General features: G+C 71.9%; 12 protein-coding genes. 4 read left to right on the top strand and 8 right to left on the bottom strand.

Features of this window, described 5'->3' with window-relative positions; translation table 11 throughout:
- Positions 1-9: 9 nt before the first annotated feature.
- From F4561_RS13480 to nirB, 4 genes are read right to left on the bottom strand one after another with little or no spacing between them, the layout of a single operon-like run.
- A complete protein-coding gene (locus F4561_RS13480) occupies positions 10-756 on the bottom strand; it encodes a sirohydrochlorin chelatase (protein WP_184578941.1) in 747 nt (248 codons plus the stop codon).
- The gene (locus tag F4561_RS13475; protein ID WP_184578938.1) at positions 753-1,919 is read right to left on the bottom strand and encodes a uroporphyrinogen-III synthase; all 1,167 of its coding nucleotides are present in this window, start codon (positions 1,917-1,919) and stop codon (positions 753-755) included. The genes F4561_RS13480 and F4561_RS13475 overlap by 4 nt, the downstream gene beginning before the upstream one ends.
- On the bottom strand, positions 1,916-2,305 hold the full coding sequence (gene nirD, locus F4561_RS13470; RefSeq protein ID WP_184578935.1) for a nitrite reductase small subunit NirD: 390 nt from the start codon (positions 2,303-2,305) through the stop codon (positions 1,916-1,918). The genes F4561_RS13475 and nirD overlap by 4 nt, the downstream gene beginning before the upstream one ends.
- Positions 2,302-4,887: a nitrite reductase large subunit NirB gene (gene nirB / locus F4561_RS13465; RefSeq protein WP_184578932.1), complete on the bottom strand. Its 2,586-nt coding sequence runs from the start codon at positions 4,885-4,887 to the stop codon at positions 2,302-2,304. Before nirB ends, nirD begins: the two co-directional genes overlap by 4 nt.
- A gap of 221 nt (positions 4,888-5,108) precedes the next feature.
- Here nirB and F4561_RS13460 point away from each other — a divergent pair, with 221 nt between their 5' ends.
- Entirely contained in the window at positions 5,109-6,002 is an 894-nt protein-coding gene (locus F4561_RS13460; RefSeq protein ID WP_184578929.1) for an ADP-ribosylglycohydrolase family protein, read from the top strand.
- A 26-nt stretch (positions 6,003-6,028) separates the two neighbouring features.
- Here the strand turns inward: F4561_RS13460 and F4561_RS13455 are convergent, their stop codons facing one another.
- The 3 genes from F4561_RS13455 to F4561_RS13445 all read right to left on the bottom strand — a co-directional run bounded on the left by F4561_RS13455 (position 6,029) and on the right by F4561_RS13445 (position 11,036).
- Positions 6,029-7,465 carry an FAD-dependent oxidoreductase gene (locus F4561_RS13455; RefSeq protein ID WP_184578926.1) on the bottom strand — a complete coding sequence of 479 codons (1,437 nt, stop codon included), beginning with the start codon at positions 7,463-7,465 and terminating at the stop codon, positions 6,029-6,031.
- Positions 7,466-7,551: 86 nt separating this feature from the next.
- A complete protein-coding gene (locus F4561_RS13450; protein WP_184578923.1) occupies positions 7,552-9,639 on the bottom strand; it encodes a molybdopterin oxidoreductase family protein in 2,088 nt (695 codons plus the stop codon).
- Complete coding sequence (locus F4561_RS13445) at positions 9,636-11,036, bottom strand: MFS transporter (protein WP_184578920.1); 1,401 nt, start codon at positions 11,034-11,036, stop codon at positions 9,636-9,638. Before F4561_RS13445 ends, F4561_RS13450 begins: the two co-directional genes overlap by 4 nt.
- A gap of 327 nt (positions 11,037-11,363) precedes the next feature.
- On the opposite strand from F4561_RS13445, the gene F4561_RS13440 reads away from it, so the two are divergent.
- The 3 genes from F4561_RS13440 to F4561_RS13430 all read left to right on the top strand — a co-directional run bounded on the left by F4561_RS13440 (position 11,364) and on the right by F4561_RS13430 (position 14,275).
- Complete coding sequence (locus tag F4561_RS13440; RefSeq protein WP_312885239.1) at positions 11,364-12,170, top strand: helix-turn-helix domain-containing protein; 807 nt, start codon at positions 11,364-11,366, stop codon at positions 12,168-12,170.
- Between the two features lie 130 nt (positions 12,171-12,300).
- Positions 12,301-13,119, top strand: coding sequence for a thioesterase family protein (locus F4561_RS13435; RefSeq protein ID WP_184578915.1), 819 nt, complete (start codon positions 12,301-12,303; stop codon positions 13,117-13,119).
- Between the two features lie 196 nt (positions 13,120-13,315).
- Entirely contained in the window at positions 13,316-14,275 is a 960-nt protein-coding gene (locus F4561_RS13430; protein WP_184578912.1) for a formylglycine-generating enzyme family protein, read from the top strand.
- Between the two features lie 123 nt (positions 14,276-14,398).
- On the opposite strand, the gene F4561_RS13425 is transcribed toward F4561_RS13430, so the two are convergent.
- Positions 14,399-15,730 carry a family 43 glycosylhydrolase gene (locus F4561_RS13425; RefSeq protein ID WP_184578909.1) on the bottom strand — a complete coding sequence of 444 codons (1,332 nt, stop codon included), beginning with the start codon at positions 15,728-15,730 and terminating at the stop codon, positions 14,399-14,401.
- Positions 15,731-15,765: the final 35 nt, after the last annotated feature.

Raw genomic sequence — 15,765 nt, 5'->3', positions numbered from 1 at the left:
CGCCGGGGCTTAGGCGCGGGCGGGTTGGAGGGCGGCTGCGGCGCGGTAGCGGGCGGTGATGACCTCGGCGATGCCGTCTTCGGGGCACAGCGGGTCGGCGACCGCGTCGGCGCCGGCGTGGGCGAGACGCTGGTGGAACAGGCCGGGGGCCAGCAGCCAGGAGGCGATGGCGACGCGGGTGTGGCCGCGGCGGCGAAGCCGAGCCACCGTTTCGGGCACGGTCGGGGCCGCGGTGGCGATGTAGGCGGCCTCGACGGGTGCTGGTGTGGCCAGCGCGGCGGCGAGTCGGCGGGCGGCGGTGCCGACGTGGGCCAGGGCTCTGGGGTCGGAGGAGCCGGCGGCGGCGAGTACGACAGCGTCGGCCGGGCGCCAGCCGGCGTGGTGCAGGCGGTGGGCGGCGGTGGTGATGAGCCGGTCGTCCTCGCCCAAAGCGCCGGTGATGATGGCGGCGCGCGGGTCCTGAAGGGTGTCGGGGCGGGCCCGGGCCAGCGGTACCGCGGTGCGCCCGGTGCGTGCGAGCTGGGCGGGGATGTCGACGTGGACGTGGTAGCCGGCGGCGAGGAACGCGGGTACGACCACGATGGGGCCCTCGATGGTCGCGGCCACCTGGCCCACGTCGGGGTGGCACACGTCGGCGAAACCCAGCCGTACGGGGACGCCGGCGTCTTCGGCGACCTCACGGGCGAGGGCCTGTGCCACGGAGGTGCCGTTGGGGTCGCGGGTGCCGTGCACGGCGAGCAGGAGTGTGGGTGTCATTCGGGCTCGTGGTGGGAGCAGTCGCCGTTGTCGAGGGCGAGGCGGTAGCCGCGCTTGACGACGGTTTGGATGATCTTGGGGTTGCCCAGTGCGGTGCGCAGCCGGGCGATGGCGGTCTCGACGGCGTGGGCCTCGGCGTCGTCGCCGAGGCAGGCGAGCAGTTCGGCGCGGTCGCGCACCTGTCCGGGGCGTCGGGTCAGGGCGCGCAGGAGGCGCATGAGGGCCGGTGAGATCGGGTGGACGATGCCGTCGAGTACGACGGCGTGGCCACGTAGCCGTAGCTGGTGTCCGGCGACGGGCAGGACGGGGAAGCGTTCGGGGAGTTCTTCGGCGAGCTTGCGGACCTGGGCGCCGATGCGGGCCCGGGCGGGCCAGTCGGTGGGGATGTCCTGGGCCATGAGAGGGCCGGCGGTTACCGGGCCGACGCACATGGCCAGGACGTCCTCGCGGAGGGCGGTGACGAGGTCGGTGTGGGTGCCGGTGCGGGAGGCGCGGCCCAGCAGGCCGGCGGCGGCGGGGGCGCTGGTGAAGGTCACCGCGTCGACACTGCGGGCGAGCACGGCCTCGATGAGCCGGTCGAGGGCGGCGACGTCCTCGGGTTCGGTCCAGCGGTAGACGGGGACCTCGACGACGTCGGCGCCGGCCATGCGCAGTGCGGCGGTGAAGTCGGGTAGGGGTTCGCCGTGGAGCTGGATGGCGACGCGGAGCCCGTCGAGGTCGCTGTGTAGCAGGTAGTCCAGGACTTCGGCGGAGGATTCCGAGGGTGGCGACCATTCTTCGGTGAGCCCGGCGGCCCGGATCGCGCCTTTGGCTTTGGGGCCGCGGGCCAGCACCCGGGAGTGGTGCATGGAGGCGACCAGGGGTTCGGCCAGCCCCCAGGTGTCGCAGCCCTCGATCCATCCGCGGAAGCCGATGCCGGTGGTGGCGATGACGATGTCGGCGGGGCGGTGGATGAGTTCCCGGGAGGCGGTTGCCAGGCGCTGGTCGTCGCTGAGGGGGACGATGCGCAGCGCTGGGGCGGCGATGACCTCGGCGCCTTTGCGGCGCAGGAGGGTGCTGAGCTCGTCGGCGCGGCGGGCGGCGGTGACGGCGACCGTGAACCCGGCGAGTGGGGCGGTGGTCGTTACCGGTTCGGCGTTGGGCGCCGGGGCTGTTGTGCTCATGCGGGTGCCTCGTTGGGTTGGGTGCGGACGTGGATCTGGCCGTTGTGTTCGCGGACCCGGTGGGTGCGTTGGCGCACGTCGGGGTTGTCCAGGCAGGTGCCGGTGCGCAGCGCGAAGACGTGTTTGAGCATGGGTGAGGCGACGGTGGGCTCGCCGGCGCGGTCGCCGACGATACCGCGTGCCAGCACGGCGGCGTGGGTGAAGGGGTCGATGTTGTCTATGGCGTAGAGCGCGTTGTCGTGCGTGCGGAACAGGGCCACCTGGTCGCCGTTGGGCAGCAGTACGGCCACGCCGCGTTCGGGGGTGAGGCTGCTGGTGGGGCAGGCGGTGACCCAGGTGTTGTTGTGCGGGGCGGTGCTGGTGGGGCGGGTGGTGGCGGTGGTCATTGGGTCGGACCTCCCTGGTGGGCGGGTGCGGCGCCGGTGGTGGCTGGGGTGGTGGATGGCGGGGTGGGCATGCCGAGGGTGACGGGGCCGGCGGGCACCGGCTGGTCGCGTTCGGTCGCGAAGGTGATGGTGGGGTCGGGGGTTTCGGGGGCGTTGGCGAAGGACACGAAGCGGGCGAGCTTGTCGGGGTCCTCCAGGACGCCGCGCCATTCGTCGGCGTAGTTGGCGACGTGGCGCTGCATGGCCGCTTCCAGGTCGGCGGCGATGCCGAGGCTGTCGTCGACGATGACGGAGCGCAGGTGCTCCAGTCCGCCCTCCATGGCCTCGATCCAGGCGGCGGTGCGTTGCAGCCGGTCGGCGGTGCGGGTGTAGAACATCAGGAAGCGGTCGATGTAGCGGATGAGGGTGGCGGAGTCGAGGTCGGAGGCCAGGAGTTGGGCGTGGCGGGGGGTGAAGCCGCCGTTGCCGCCGACGTAGAGGTTCCAGCCGTTCTCGGTGGCGATGATTCCGAAGTCTTTGCCGCGTGCCTCGGCGCATTCGCGGGCGCACCCGGAGACGGCGGACTTGAGCTTGTGGGGAGAGCGCAGCCCCCGGTAGCGCAGTTCCAGTTCGATGGCCATGGCCACGGAGTCCTGCACGCCGTAGCGGCACCAGGTGGTTCCCACACATGATTTCACGGTACGTAGCGCCTTGCCGTAGGCGTGTCCGGACTCGAAGCCGGCCTCGACCAGGCGGCTCCAGATGTCGGGGAGCTGTTCGACGCGGGCGCCGAACAGGTCGATGCGTTGGCCTCCGGTGATCTTGGTGTAGAGGCCGAAGTCGCGGGCGACCTCGCCGATGACGATGAGCTTGTCGGGGGTGATCTCGCCGCCGGGGATGCGCGGGACGACCGAGTAGGTGCCGTTGCGTTGCAGGTTGGCCAGGAAGTGGTCGTTGGTGTCCTGCAGGCTGGCCTGTTCGCCTTCGAGGATGTGGCCGCCGTCCAGGGAGGCCAGGATGGAGGCGACGGCGGGTTTGCAGATGTCGCAGCCGCGCCCGCCGGTGCCGTGTTTGGCGATCAGTTCGGAGAAGGTGGTGGTTCCGGTGGAGAGGATGATCTCCACCAGTTCGGCGCGGGAGTGCGTGAAGTGCTCGCACAGGGCGTTGGACTGTTCCACGCCGGCCGAGGAGAGCAGGTTCTTCAGCATGGGCACGCACGACCCGCAGCCGGTGCCGGCTTTGGTGCAGGCTTTCAGTGCGCCGACGTCGGTGTGGCCTTCGGTGATGGCGGTGCGGATGGTTCCTTTGGCCACGGCGTGGCAGGAGCACACCTGGGCTTCGTCGGGGAGCGCGTCCACGCCGACCCCGCCGCCTTCGCGGGCGGGGGCGATCAGTTCGAGGGGGTCGCCGGGCAGTTGGTGGCCCACGAGTGGGCGTAGCCCGGCGTAGGCGGTGGCGTCGCCGACGAGGATGCCGCCGAGCAGGGTGCTGGCGTCGTCGGAGACCACCAGTTTGGCGTAGCGGCGTCCGGGCGGGTCGTTGAGGACGACTTCCAGGGCTCCGGGGGTGTGGGCGTGGCAGTCGCCGAAGCTGGCGACGTCGACCCCGAGGAGTTTGAGTTTGGTGGAGGTGTCGGCGCCGGTGAAGGTGGCGTCGCCGGCGGCGAGCTGGTCGGCGACCACTTCGGCCATGGCGTTGCCGGGGGCGAGAAGCCCGTAGACGGTGCCGTTGGCGCTGGCGCACTCGCCGACGGCGTAGATCGCGGGGTCGCTGGTGCGGCAGCTGGCGTCGATGGCCACCCCGCCGCCGGGGCCCATGTCCAGGCCGGCTTGGCGGGCGAGTTCGTCGCGGGGGCGGATCCCCACGGAGAACACGACGATGTCGGCGTCGATGCGGGTGTCCTCGCCGAGGTGGACGTGTGCGGTGCGGCCGTTGTCGGGGGTTTCGATGGCGCGCAGCGCGGCGCCGGTGTGTACCCGCACACCGGTTTCTTCGATGAGTTGGCCAAGGAGTGCGCCGCCGCCCTCGTCGACCTGCCGCGGCATCAGCCATGGGGCCATCTCGACGACGTGGGCCTCCAGGTCGAGGAGCCGCAGGGCGTTGGCGGCCTCCAAGCCCAGCAGCCCGCCGCCGATGACGACTCCGGTGGGGGGTCCTTGGTCGGCCGCCGCGCCGGCGCGGGCGCTGTGGGCGGCCGCGCGGATGGTGTCCAGGTCCTCGATGGTGCGGTAGACGTGGCAGGTGTCCAGGTCGTGGCCGGGGACGGGGGGCACGAACGGGTAGGAGCCGGTGGCCAGGACCAGCGCGTCGTAGCTGAGGGTGGCGCCGGTTGACGTGGTCAGGGTGGAGGTGGCGGGGTCGATGCCGGTGGCGCGTTCCCCGAGCCGCAACTCGACGTTGGGGGCGTTGCTCAGGTCGGGCATGGCCAGGTCGGTCTCGGTGGCGCCGTCGAAGTAGGAGGACAGCGCGACACGGTCGTAGGCGGGGCGGGTTTCCTCACCCAGGACGGTGATCTGCCAGGTGCCTTCGGGGTCGCGGTCCAGGACTGCCTCGACGAGGCGGTGTCCCACCATGCCGTTTCCGATGACGACGAGTTGTCTCATGCCGGGTCCTGTTCCTCGCTTCTGCGTGGGCCGTGGTGCGGGTGCTTGGATGTCTTCGTGGTTCCAGGCAACCGGGCGGGTGTTTCTGCTCCGTCAGCCGGCTGTGACGGCGACGTTTCGTTGTTCTGTCACCGCAGGTGAACAGGGTGTGAGTGGGTGCGGGTGGGGTGTGGTCCGGGTGGTGTTGGTGTGGTGGGTCCAGTGGGCAGGATCCGGTGGTGATGAGCGCCATGGATGAGGACCGTGCCCGGCGGGCGATGGTGTCGCTGCGCGGGCTCGCACTGGGTGACGGGTTCGGGCAGCGCTGCCTGGAGGCACCGGGCGAGGTGGGGCCGGGCGGGCAGTGGCGGCTGCCGGAGGGGCGGTGGCGTTTCACCGACGACACCGAGATGGCCTGTTCGGTCTATGCGGTGTTGCGTGGCCGCGGCCATGTCGACCAGGACGCGTTGGCGGCGGGTTTCGCCGCGCGGTTCGACCCGGGACGGGGGTACGGGCCGGCCACCGCCGGGGTGTTGGCGTCGGTGCGCGCCGGGGGTGACTGGCGGGAGTTGGCCGGTGGCCTGTTCGGCGGTGCGGGGTCGTTCGGCAATGGGGCGGCGATGCGGGTGGCGCCGTTGGGGGCGTGGTTCAGCGACGACGTTGAGGAGGCGGCGCGCCAGGCGGCGCTGTCGGCCGCGGTGACGCACACCCACCCCGAGGGGGTTGCCGGTGCGGTGGCGGTGGCCGTGGGCGCGGCGGTGGCCGCGCGCCGGGAGGCGCTGGGCGCGCCGGCGTTCCTGGACGAGGTGCTCGCCCACGTTCCCGCGGGTGAGGTCAGTGAGGGTGTGCGTGCCGCCCGCGCCTTGCTGGTTGTCTCCGATCCGGTCGCCGTGGGGCGTGAGCTGGGGTGCGGGCAGCGCATCAGCGCCCAGGACACGGTGCCGTTCACGTTGTGGTGCGCCGCCAAGCACCTGGATGGCTTCCCGGCGGCGGTGTGGGAGACGGCGCGGGCCGGCGGTGACGCCGATACCACGTGCGCCATCGTGGGGGGTGTCGTGGCCACCCGGGTGCCGGGTGGGCGGCTGCCCCAGGAGTGGGTCAGCCATGGTGAGCCGCTGCCGCAGTGGGTGGTCTGAGGGCCGCGGGGCCGCACCGGTGGGTCTCATGTGGCGTTGGCCGGGGTGGAGTCGGACCAGCCGGACAGTAGGGCGTTGACGTCGCGGATGCAGCTTCCGCAGCCGGTGGTGGCGCGGGTGTGGGCGGCGATGGTTTCGCGGGTGCGGGCGCCGTCGAGCCAGGCGGCCTCGATGTCGGTGCGGGTGACGGCGTTGCAGCGGCAGATGAGCGGGTCGGTCTGGGCGGGGTCTGGTGCGGTGGTCTGGGGGTGGGTGTGGCCCTGCAGCAGTGCGAGGCGGTCGGTGGGCACCGTGGTGGCGGTGTCGTAGAGCTGGGCGATGGTGGAGGCGGTGTCGGGGAAGCCGAGCAGGATGGCGCCGGCGACGCGTTCTTCGCGCACGGACAGTTTGGCGTAGCGGCCGCCGTAGGGGTCGGAGATGGTGACGGTCTCGGCGGTGGAGTCGGCTTCGGTGTCGCCCAGCGAGGTCAGGTCGATGCCGTTGGCTTTGAGGCGGGTGACGGGGCGCGCGCCGGTGTAGCGGGCGTTGGGGGCGGTGCCGGTGAGCAGGTCAGCAAGCACGCTGGCCTGTTCCCAGCCGGGCTGGACCAGGCCGGTGCCGCCGCCGGGGTGTTGGGCGCAGTCGCCGATGGCGTGCACCCGCGCGTTGGAGGTGGCCAGGGTGTCGTCGACGACGATGCCCTGCTCTACGGTGATTCCGGCGTCTTTGGCGAGTTCGGTGTTGGCGCGTACCCCGGCGGTGACGATGAGAGCGTCGCCGGGCAGGGTCCGTCCGTCGTCGAGTTCCAGGCCGGTGCCGGGCAGCCAGCGTGCGGCGACCCGCCAGGAGTGCACGGTGACACCGATGGCGGTGTAGCGCTCGGCGAGGATCTGGGCGGCGGGTTGGTCGATCTGGCGGCGCATGATCCAGGGCGAGGACTCCACCACCGAGACGCGGGCGCCGCGTTCGGCCAGCGCGCGGGCGGCTTCCAGGCCCAGCACTCCCCCGCCCAGCACGACGACGGGCGCTCCGGGTTGGGTGAGGGCCTGTACGCGGTGGCAGTCGGTCATGTCGCGCAGCGCGGTGACGCCCTCGGCGGGGGTGCCGTCGGGTGCGGCGACCCCGGTGATCGGGGGGAAGGCGGCGCGGGCGCCGGTGGCCAGGACCAGTTCGTCGTAGTGCGTGCGGGTGCCGTCGTCCAGCGTGACGGTGCGGGTGGTGGTGTCGATGCGCTGGGCGGCGGTGCCGGTGCGGTAGGTGATCCAGGGGTGGTCGGGTTGGGGTAGGCGGATGTCGTCGGGGGTGTAGTCCCCGGTCACGAGACCGGAGAGCAGTACCCGGTTGTAGGCGGGTTCGTCCTCGGCGCCGACGATGGTCAGGCGTGCCCGCTCGCCAGTGGGGTCGCGGCGGGCGACCTCTTCGGCGAAGCGCGCGCCGACCATGCCGTTTCCGATGACCACCAAGTGGCGCACGGGCTGGTTCACCTGATACCTCCCGGGTTGTTGCGAGCGTGGGCTCGAAGTGGTGCGCCGTGGCGCGGGTGGGACTGGCTAGTGCGGTGCGGCGGCGGTCATGTGGGCGGGTCCTGGTGGGTGTGGGGGGCTGGTTCGAGCCGCACGGCGCTGATCTTGAACTCCGGCATGCGGCTGGTGGGGTCCAGGGCGGGGTTGGTGAGGTTGTTGGCCGCCTGCGCCCCGGCGTAGTGGAACGGCAGGAACACGGTGTCCAGCCGGGCCTGGGGGTGGGTGCGCACCTGGGCGGTGGTGCTGCCGCGCCGGGAGGTCAGCCGGGCCCACTGGCCTTCTCGCAGGCCGTTGCGGGCGGCGGTGTCGGGGTGCACCTCGACGTAGGCGTGCGGTTCGGCCTCGGTGAGCTCGGCTACGCGGCGGGTCTGCGCGCCCGACTGGTAGTGGCCCATGAGCCGCCCGGTGGTGGCGATCAGGGGGTACTCGGTGGTGGTGTCCTCGGCGGGTGGGCGGTGCTGCACGGCCACGAAGCGGGCGCGGCCGTCAGGGTGGGCGAAGCGGTCCAGGAACAGCCGCGGGGTGGCGGTGCCGCTGGCGGCCACGGGCCAGTGCAGCGCGTCGCCGGACGCCAGGCGTTGGGGGGTCACGCCGGAGTAGTCGGCGGGTGCGCCAGCGGTGGCGGTGCCCAGTTCGGCCAGTACGGTGTCGGGGTCGGTGGGAAAGCGCTCGGTTGGCTGGCCCAGCCGGGTGGCCAGCGCGTTGAGGATCTCCAGGTCGGTGCGTACGCCGGGTGGCGGGGTGGTGGCGGCGTCGCGGCGCAGCACCCGGCCTTCGAGGTTGGTCATGGTGCCGTGCTCCTCGGCCCACTGGGCCGTGGGGAGCACCACGTCGGCCATCGCGGCCGACTCCGAGAGCACGAAGTCGGCCACGACCAGTAGTTCCAGGCTGGCCATGCGGTCGCGTACGCGGGCGGTGTCGGGGGCGGAGACGGCCGGGTTGGAGCCCAGGAGCAGCATCGCGGCCGGCCCGGTGGGGGTGCCCAGGGCGTCGAGGAGTTCGGCGGCGCTGCGGCCGGGCCCGGGCAGGGTGTGTTCCTCGACGCCCCACACCTGGGCGACGTCGGCGCGGGCGCGGGGGTCGTCGATCCTGCGGTAGCCGGGTAGCTGGTCGGCTTTTTGGCCGTGCTCGCGTCCGCCCTGGCCGTTGCCCTGGCCGGTGATGGCGCCGTAGCCCGAGCCGGGGCGGCCGGGCAGGCCCAGGGCCAGGGCGAGGTTGATCCAGGCGGAGACGGTGTCGGTGCCCTTGGTGTGCTGTTCGGTGCCGCGGCCGGTGAGTATGTAGGCGCCGTTGGCCCTGGCCAGTGTTCGGGCGGCGGCGCGGATCCGGTGTGCGGGCACCCCGGTGATGTGTTCGGTGTGCTCGGGCCACCAGGCGGCGGCGCTGCGCCAGGTGTCGTCGAACCCGGTGGTGCGTTCGGCGATGTAGGTGGTGTCCAGCAGGTTGTCGGCGCGGGCGGTGTGCAGCATGCCCAGGGCCAGGGCGAGGTCGGTGCCGGGCCGGGGGGCCAGGTGCGTTCCGCCTGCGGCCAGGGCCTGCTCGGCGGTGGCCGAGCGGCGCGGGTCCACCACGATCAGGTGGGGTGCGCTGAGGTGGCCCATCATGGGGGGCATGGTTTCGGCGGGGTTGGCGCCGGCGAGCAGCACCACCTCGGCGGAGCCCACATCGGCCAGCGGGAACGGCATCCCGCGGTCCAGGCCGAAGGCGCGGGTTGCGGCTGCGGCGGCCGAGGACATGCAGAACCGGCCGTTGTAGTCGATCTGGGAGGTGCCCAGGGCCAGTCGGGCGAACTTGCCGAGCAGGTAGCTTTTCTCGTTGGTCAGCCCGCCGCTGCCGAACACCGCGACCGAGTCGGGGCCGCGGGTGGTTCGCAGGTGGGTGAGGTGGTCGGTGATGTAGTCGAGGGCGGTGTCCCAGTCGACCTCGTCGAAGTCGCTCGAACGGTCCTTGCGCAGCAGTGGCCGGGTGAGCCGGCCGGGGGTGGCGAGTACCTCCGCGGCGGTCCATCCTTTGCGGCACAGCCCGCCCCGGTTGGTGGGGAAGTCCGCGGGGCGCACGGTCAGCGTCCCGTCCTGGCCGGGTTCGAGGTGCATGGCGCACTGCAGGGCGCAGTAGGGGCAGTGGGTGGTTGTCACGACGCCGCCTGTCGGGTTTGGGCCGGGGTGGTGCCAGCGGGGCGCGTCGGCCTCCGGGAGGGGGTGCGGATGTAGACCGTGTAGGTGATGACGATGCACACCGCGTAGAACACGAGGAAGGCCAGGAATGCGGGGGCGGCCGAGCCGGTGGCGGCGAAGGACTCCCGGAAGACCAGGTTGGTGCTGACGCCGCCGAGTGCCCCGACCGCGCCGATCAGGCCGAGCATGGAGCTGGCGATCCGCTTGTTCTGGGCGAGGGTTTCCTCGCGTGGGGCGCCCGCGGCGATCTGGTCCTGGGCCTTGGCGGCGTAGATGTTGGGGATCATCTTGTAGGTCGAGCCGTTGCCGATGCCGGTGCACAGCACCAGCGCGATGAAGGTGGTGATGAACATCGCCAGTGAGTCGGCGAGCACGGCCATGGTGATCAGACCGGTGCCGAGGGCCATCGCCACGAAGTTGGCCAGGGTGATGCGGGCGCCGCCGTAGCGGTCGGACAACCAGCCCCCTACCGGGCGGATCAGTGAGCCGATGGCGGGGCCGAGGAAGGCCACCGAGGCTGCTTCCAGTGGGGTGCGGTCGAACTGGTTCTGCAGTAGTAGCCCGAAGGCGAACCCGAAGCCGATGAAGGAGCCGAACGTGGCGATGTAGAGCACGGACATGATCCAGAAGTGCCGGTCCCGGGTGGCGGCCAGTTGGGCGCTGGTGTCGGTGCGCGCGGTGGCCAGGTTGTTCATGTACTTGCCGGCCACCCACAGGGCCAGTAGGAGGAACGGCACGTAGAACAGGGGCACTGCGGCGCCGGCGCTGGTGGTGAACACCGCGATCACGCCCAGGCCGACCAGTTGCACGGTGGCCACGCCGATGTTGCCGCCGCCGGCGTTGAGGCCCAGCGCCCAGCCTTTTTCCCGTTCGGGGAAGTACAGGTTGATGTTGGCCATCGAGGAGGAGAAGTTGCCGCCGCCCAGGCCGGCGGTGGCGGCCAGCACCACGAACAGCCAGAAGGGGGTGTCGGGGTGCTGCATGAGGTAGAACGCCAGACCGGTGGGCACCAGTAGTGCCAGCACCGAGAGCAGTGTCCAGTTGCGCCCGCCCAGGACCGGTACCGCCAGCGTGTAGGGCACCCGCAGCACCGCCCCCACTAGCGAGACCACCGACACCAGCAGGAACTTCTGCTCGGCGGTGGCGGTGAAGCCGTGTTCGGGCTGCATGAACAGCACCAGCACCGACCAGATCGACCAGACGGAGAATCCCAGGTGCTCGGCCAGGATGGAGGCCCACAGGTTGCGCCGCGCGATGGGGCGCCCCGTGTTCTGCCAGAACCCGTGGTCCTCGGGGTCCCAGTGCTCGATCCAGCGGCGGGTGGAGCGCGGTTGTGCTGTGGCGGGTTCGGAGGTCACGGCGTGGCCTTCCTGCTTGGTGTGCGGTTCGCCAATGACGCTAGGGAGCCGTCGTTGCCTGAACGTGTCGCGCGGTAACGCTGGCGAAACAGAGCACTCACGGTGGCCGCGCCACCGCGGTGAGATCGGCGTTTGGTGGGGCTGTGCGGGCCGATCGGGCTGGTGGGTGTGGGCAAGGTCACCGCTGGTTCGCCGGGCCGGCCCGGATGGGCGGTGCCCGCCGGCTACGGGGCGTCCAGCACGCGGGAGGCGGTTCGGCGGCCTCGGCCTTGTCGGGCTGGGGGCCGCGCGTGGCCGGTGCGCCGCGGCGCCGATAGCGTGTTCGGGGTGACGACCCTGAACACGCGCCCGGTGGGGGCATTGCTGCGCGATCACCGGATCCGGGGCCGGCTGAGCCAGCTTGACCTGGCGGTGCAGGCGGGCGTGAGCAGCCGCCACCTGAGCTTCGTGGAGAACGGGCGCACGCGTCCCAGCCGGGAGATGATCCTCAAGCTCGCCGAGCACCTGGACGTTCCACTGCGCGACCGCAACCAGTTGCTGCTGGCCGGCGGGTACGCCCCCGCCTATCCCGAGCACTCGCTGCGCTCACCGGAGATGGCGCCCGTGCGCGCGGCGGTGCGCCAGGTCCTGGCCGCTCACGAGCCCTACCCGGCGCTCACCGTCGATCGGCTCTACAACATCATCGACTTCAACAGTGCCGCCGGCACGCTCCTATCCGAGGGGGTCTCCCCCGCGTTGTTGGCCTCGCCGGCCAACAGTTTGCGGATCAGCCTGCACCCGGAGGGGTTCGCTCCGCGGATCGCCAACCTGGGCGAGTGGCGTGCGCACCTGCTGCGGCGGCTGCACCGCCAGGTGGAGCAGACCGGCGACGGCGAACTGGGGGCGCTGTACGAGGAGTTGCTGGCGCTGCCCTGCGAGCAGGAGGAACCCGAGGTCGAGCTGCCCGGTCCCGGTGACGTCGTGGTGCCGATGCGGCTGCGCTACCAGGAACGCGAACTGGTGTTCTTCAGCACCCTGGCGGTCATCGGCACCCCGCTGGACGTGACGGCTTCGGAGATCGTCGTCGAGTCGTTCTTCCCCGCTGACTCCGCGACCGCGGACTTCCTGACCCGGCACGCGCGGGCGGCACGGTAGGGGCGGTGGCTCCCCTGGCGCCGGCCGGTGGGCGCCTCGCATTACCCGTGAGGTAATTGCCGAGCCGCAGCGGGCCCGCGAAGCTGGCAGCGTCCGGGCGAGTCGCGCCGCGGATCGGCAGAGGAGAGCGATGAGTATCACCGGTATCGACGCGGGCAGCCACACCGGCCCGCACCCCTTCGATGTCGACACCAGGACACACAAGGGCGGCGACGGCCAGCGCAGTGCGACCGTCTCCGACCGGTGGACGGTGTTGACCGGCAACCCCAACGGCGGATACCTGCTGGCGATGGCGGTGAACGCGCTGCGGGAGGACATCGGCCGCCCCATTCCCCTGGTGGCCTCCGGGTTCTTCCTGCGCCCGGCCTCCCCCGGTCCGGCCACCCTGGCCACCGAGGTGGTGCGCGAAGGGCGGCGCACCGCCACCGGGCAGGTCCACCTCGCCCAGGGCGGAAAGGAGGTGGTGCGCGCCACCGCCACATTCGGTGACCTCGGTGCGGACACGGTCACCCACACCGCGGCCGCTGCCCCCGACCTGCCGCCGCCCGAGACCTGCGAGGACCCCTTGGCCGGGCTGGACATGAGTGCGCTCACCATGCTCAACCAGGTCGAGTACCGCACCCCCAAGCGGCCCGGGTGGATGGACGGAGCACCGGAGGGGCGGACGGAGTGGGAGTTCTGGATGCGTCTGGCCGGGCGCGACGCCGATGTGGCCGCGCTGCCGATGCTGGTCGACGCGGGGCCGCCGGTGGTGCTCGACCTCGGCGAGGCCGGTTCCAGCACGGTGGAGTTGACCGTGCATGTTCGGGCGCGGCCCGCCCCGGGATGGTTGGCCTGCCGCGCGGTGACACGGCACGTCTCCGGTGGGTTCCACGAGGAGGACTTCGAGATCTGGGACTCCACCAGAACCCTGGTGGCCCAGTCGCGCCAGTTCGCGATCCTGGCATGAGCCCGTCCGCGCCGGGGCGGTAGCCCAAAAGGGACGCGCGCCGCGGTTGCGGTTGTGGGAGGCGGGCCGTGGCACCTGGGCCGGTGTGCTGGGACCGGGGCCGGCCCGTGGCCGGCGCGGGACAATGGTGGGCGTCGACAGCGAGTCCGCCCCAACCGTTCTCGGTCCCGGCCGGTGGCGGCGCGAGGAGCATTCCATGAGCGCAGATACTCCCCCTGAGCAGCCTCAGCACGCGTGTTGCGCCCCGCAACGGGGAACGGCGCGGGCCGCCGAAGGGCCGGTGCCCGTCACCGCGGCTGAGGCGGCCGCCCCGCCGCACGGCGGCTGGCGGGCGTTGGAGGGGGGCGTGTTCCTCATGGGATGCGCGCAGGGCCCCTACCCCGAGGATGGCGAAGGGCCGGTCCGGGAAGTGTCGCTCAGCGGGTTCGAGATCGCCGCGACAGCGGTCACCAACGCCGAGTTCGCGGTGTTCGTCGAGAGCACGGGGTATGCGACGGACGCCGAGCGGTACGGCTGGACCTTCGTCTTCGAGGGGTTCCTGCCGCGCCGGTCCCCGCCGGGCCGGTCTGTGGCCGGCGCGCCGTGGTGGCGTCAGGTGCACGGCGCTGACTGGCGCCACCCCGAGGGCCCCGGCTCCGGGCTCCGCGGGCGCTATGACCACCCGGTCGTGCACGTCTCGCACGACGACGCGCTCGCCTACTGCCGGTGGGCCGGTGTTCGGTTGCCGACCGAGGCGGAGTGGGAGTACGCGGCCCGGGGCGGGCTGGCCGGGAAGGCGTACCCGTGGGGGGACGAGCGCGAGCCCGGTGGCGAACACCGCATGAACGTGTGGCAGGGCTCCTTCCCCGACCGCAACACCGCGGCCGACGGCTACCTCGGGACCTGCCCGGTGGACGCCTTCCCGCCCAACGGCTACGGGCTGCACAACATGACGGGAAACGTGTGGGAGTGGTGCGCTGACTGGTTCAACCCGCGGTACCACCGCAACGGGCCGTGGACCGATCCCACCGGTCCGCGCTTCGGTCAGGCCCGGGTGCTCAGGGGCGGCTCCCACCTGTGCCACGAGTCGTACTGCCTGCGCTACCGCACCTCGGCGCGGATGGGCAACTCCCCGGACAGCTCCAGCGGCAACACCGGGTTCCGCGTGGCGCGGTGAGGCGGGGCCGGGCCACAACGAGGGCCACCAGTGGTGCGCGGAGGTGTTTCCACCGCACGGGAGGCCGTCGTTGCGGCCCGCTGCCGTTGGGGTGGCGCCGGGTCCCGGGCCGAGTGCGTGGCGCTAGCCCTCGCCGGGGCGGCGCTGGACGTAGAGGCGGTTGCCCTCTGGGCCGGTCCATTCCAGCCGTACGACACCGGCCACGGCGGCGTCGGCGATCCGCGAAGGTTGCGCCCAGTACCCGGCGGCGGGGTTGCGGAAGAACGTCGCCCACAGGTGGCCGCGGTGGTCCGCGAAGAAGTTGTTGTGGCCGATTCCGACACCGGCGGTCCACCGTTGGGAGTACGGCCCCTCGAAGTGGTCCGAGACGGCGGCGACCGTGTCGTACTGGTACCGCTCGCGGTCGGGTCCGTTCGGCTCGTAGGCGTACCGCGTGCTGCCGTCGGGGTTGGCCGACCTGCGGTTCCACACGCTTTGCAGCAGGTAGTACTTGCCCTCGTGTTTGTGCACGTAGGCACCTTCGATGTAGGGCTCGGGCGAGTAGGGTTCCTGGTGGAACGCCGGGAGGTCCGTCGTCGGGACGATGTCCTCCATGTCATCGCGGAACTTGGCGTAGAGGTCGTTGTGCAGCACCAGCCACGCGTCGTCGCCCTCGGTGTAGAGACCGCCGTCGATGTGGTGGTAGGCGCCGGGTTCGATGAACCCTGGCCCGCCGCTGAACGATTCACCGAAGGGTTTTTCGAGGTTGCCCTCGGCGAGCCGGTAGGGGCCTTCTACCCCGCCCTCACTGACCAGCAGGAACGAGCCGACCTTCTGGGAGTGGTCGCCCATGCAGGCGGCGATGTACCAGGTGCCGCGGAAGTAGTGCACCTCCGGGGCCCAGGCCTGGCCGCGCTTGCCGAACCGGTCGTCGTGCCAGTACTCCTGCCATCCGGCGACGACCGTGCGTCCGGCCCGGTTCTCGTTGGCGAACTCGGGTGACCAGACCTTGCCCTTCTCGGCGCCGGCCCGGATCCCGGTGGTGTCGGCCAGCCTCCACGGGCCGTGCAGGGACGGGGCCACCCATACGAAGATGCCGTCGTTGTAGGGGGCGGCCTTGTTGAGGCCGGGCACGCGCGAGGTCCCGGTAGCGACGTATGTGGGCTGGTGGTCGACGACGAAGCAGTTGACGTAGGTGTCCCGCATCCAGACCCGGCCGAGGTCCTCATCGCGGGGGCGCAGCTCCAGCGGGAGGATGAGGGAGTTGTCCTCGCGGGGCCACAGGTCCGGCCGGGTGTCCGCGAGGCCGTAGGGCTCGGGGTCGGGCCAGTTCGACGGGTACCGTCCCTTGGGTGCGGCGTCCCTGGGAGCCGCCCGCGCGGCGCCCGCGGGCAGTGCCGCCGCGGCTCCCATTGCGGCGGTGGCCGCGAACAGGGACCGGCGGTTGATGTGCGGCGTGTTCTCGGAGTCGGACATGGGTGAGGTCCTCCTTCGGTCCCCGGAACGCGGGT

This window comes from Lipingzhangella halophila (assembly GCF_014203805.1).
Taxonomy (GTDB): Bacteria; Actinomycetota; Actinomycetes; order Streptosporangiales; family Streptosporangiaceae; genus Lipingzhangella; species Lipingzhangella halophila.
Note: the sequence above shows the minus strand (reverse complement) of the source record. Positions and strands in the feature narration are given on the sequence as shown.

What these genes read in the sequence shown, in the direction of transcription:
- F4561_RS13480 (WP_184578941.1), bottom strand. Translation starts at nt 756, where the DNA reads ATGACACCCACACTCCTGCTCGCCGTGCACGGCACCCGCGACCCCAAC.
- F4561_RS13475 (WP_184578938.1), bottom strand. Translation starts at nt 1,919, where the DNA reads ATGAGCACAACAGCCCCGGCGCCCAACGCCGAACCGGTAACGACCACC.
- nirD (WP_184578935.1), bottom strand. Translation starts at nt 2,305, where the DNA reads ATGACCACCGCCACCACCCGCCCCACCAGCACCGCCCCGCACAACAAC.
- nirB (WP_184578932.1), bottom strand. Translation starts at nt 4,887, where the DNA reads ATGAGACAACTCGTCGTCATCGGAAACGGCATGGTGGGACACCGCCTC.
- F4561_RS13460 (WP_184578929.1), top strand. Translation starts at nt 5,109, where the DNA reads ATGAGCGCCATGGATGAGGACCGTGCCCGGCGGGCGATGGTGTCGCTG.
- F4561_RS13435 (WP_184578915.1), top strand. Translation starts at nt 12,301, where the DNA reads ATGAGTATCACCGGTATCGACGCGGGCAGCCACACCGGCCCGCACCCC.
- F4561_RS13430 (WP_184578912.1), top strand. Translation starts at nt 13,316, where the DNA reads ATGAGCGCAGATACTCCCCCTGAGCAGCCTCAGCACGCGTGTTGCGCC.
- F4561_RS13425 (WP_184578909.1), bottom strand. Translation starts at nt 15,730, where the DNA reads ATGTCCGACTCCGAGAACACGCCGCACATCAACCGCCGGTCCCTGTTC.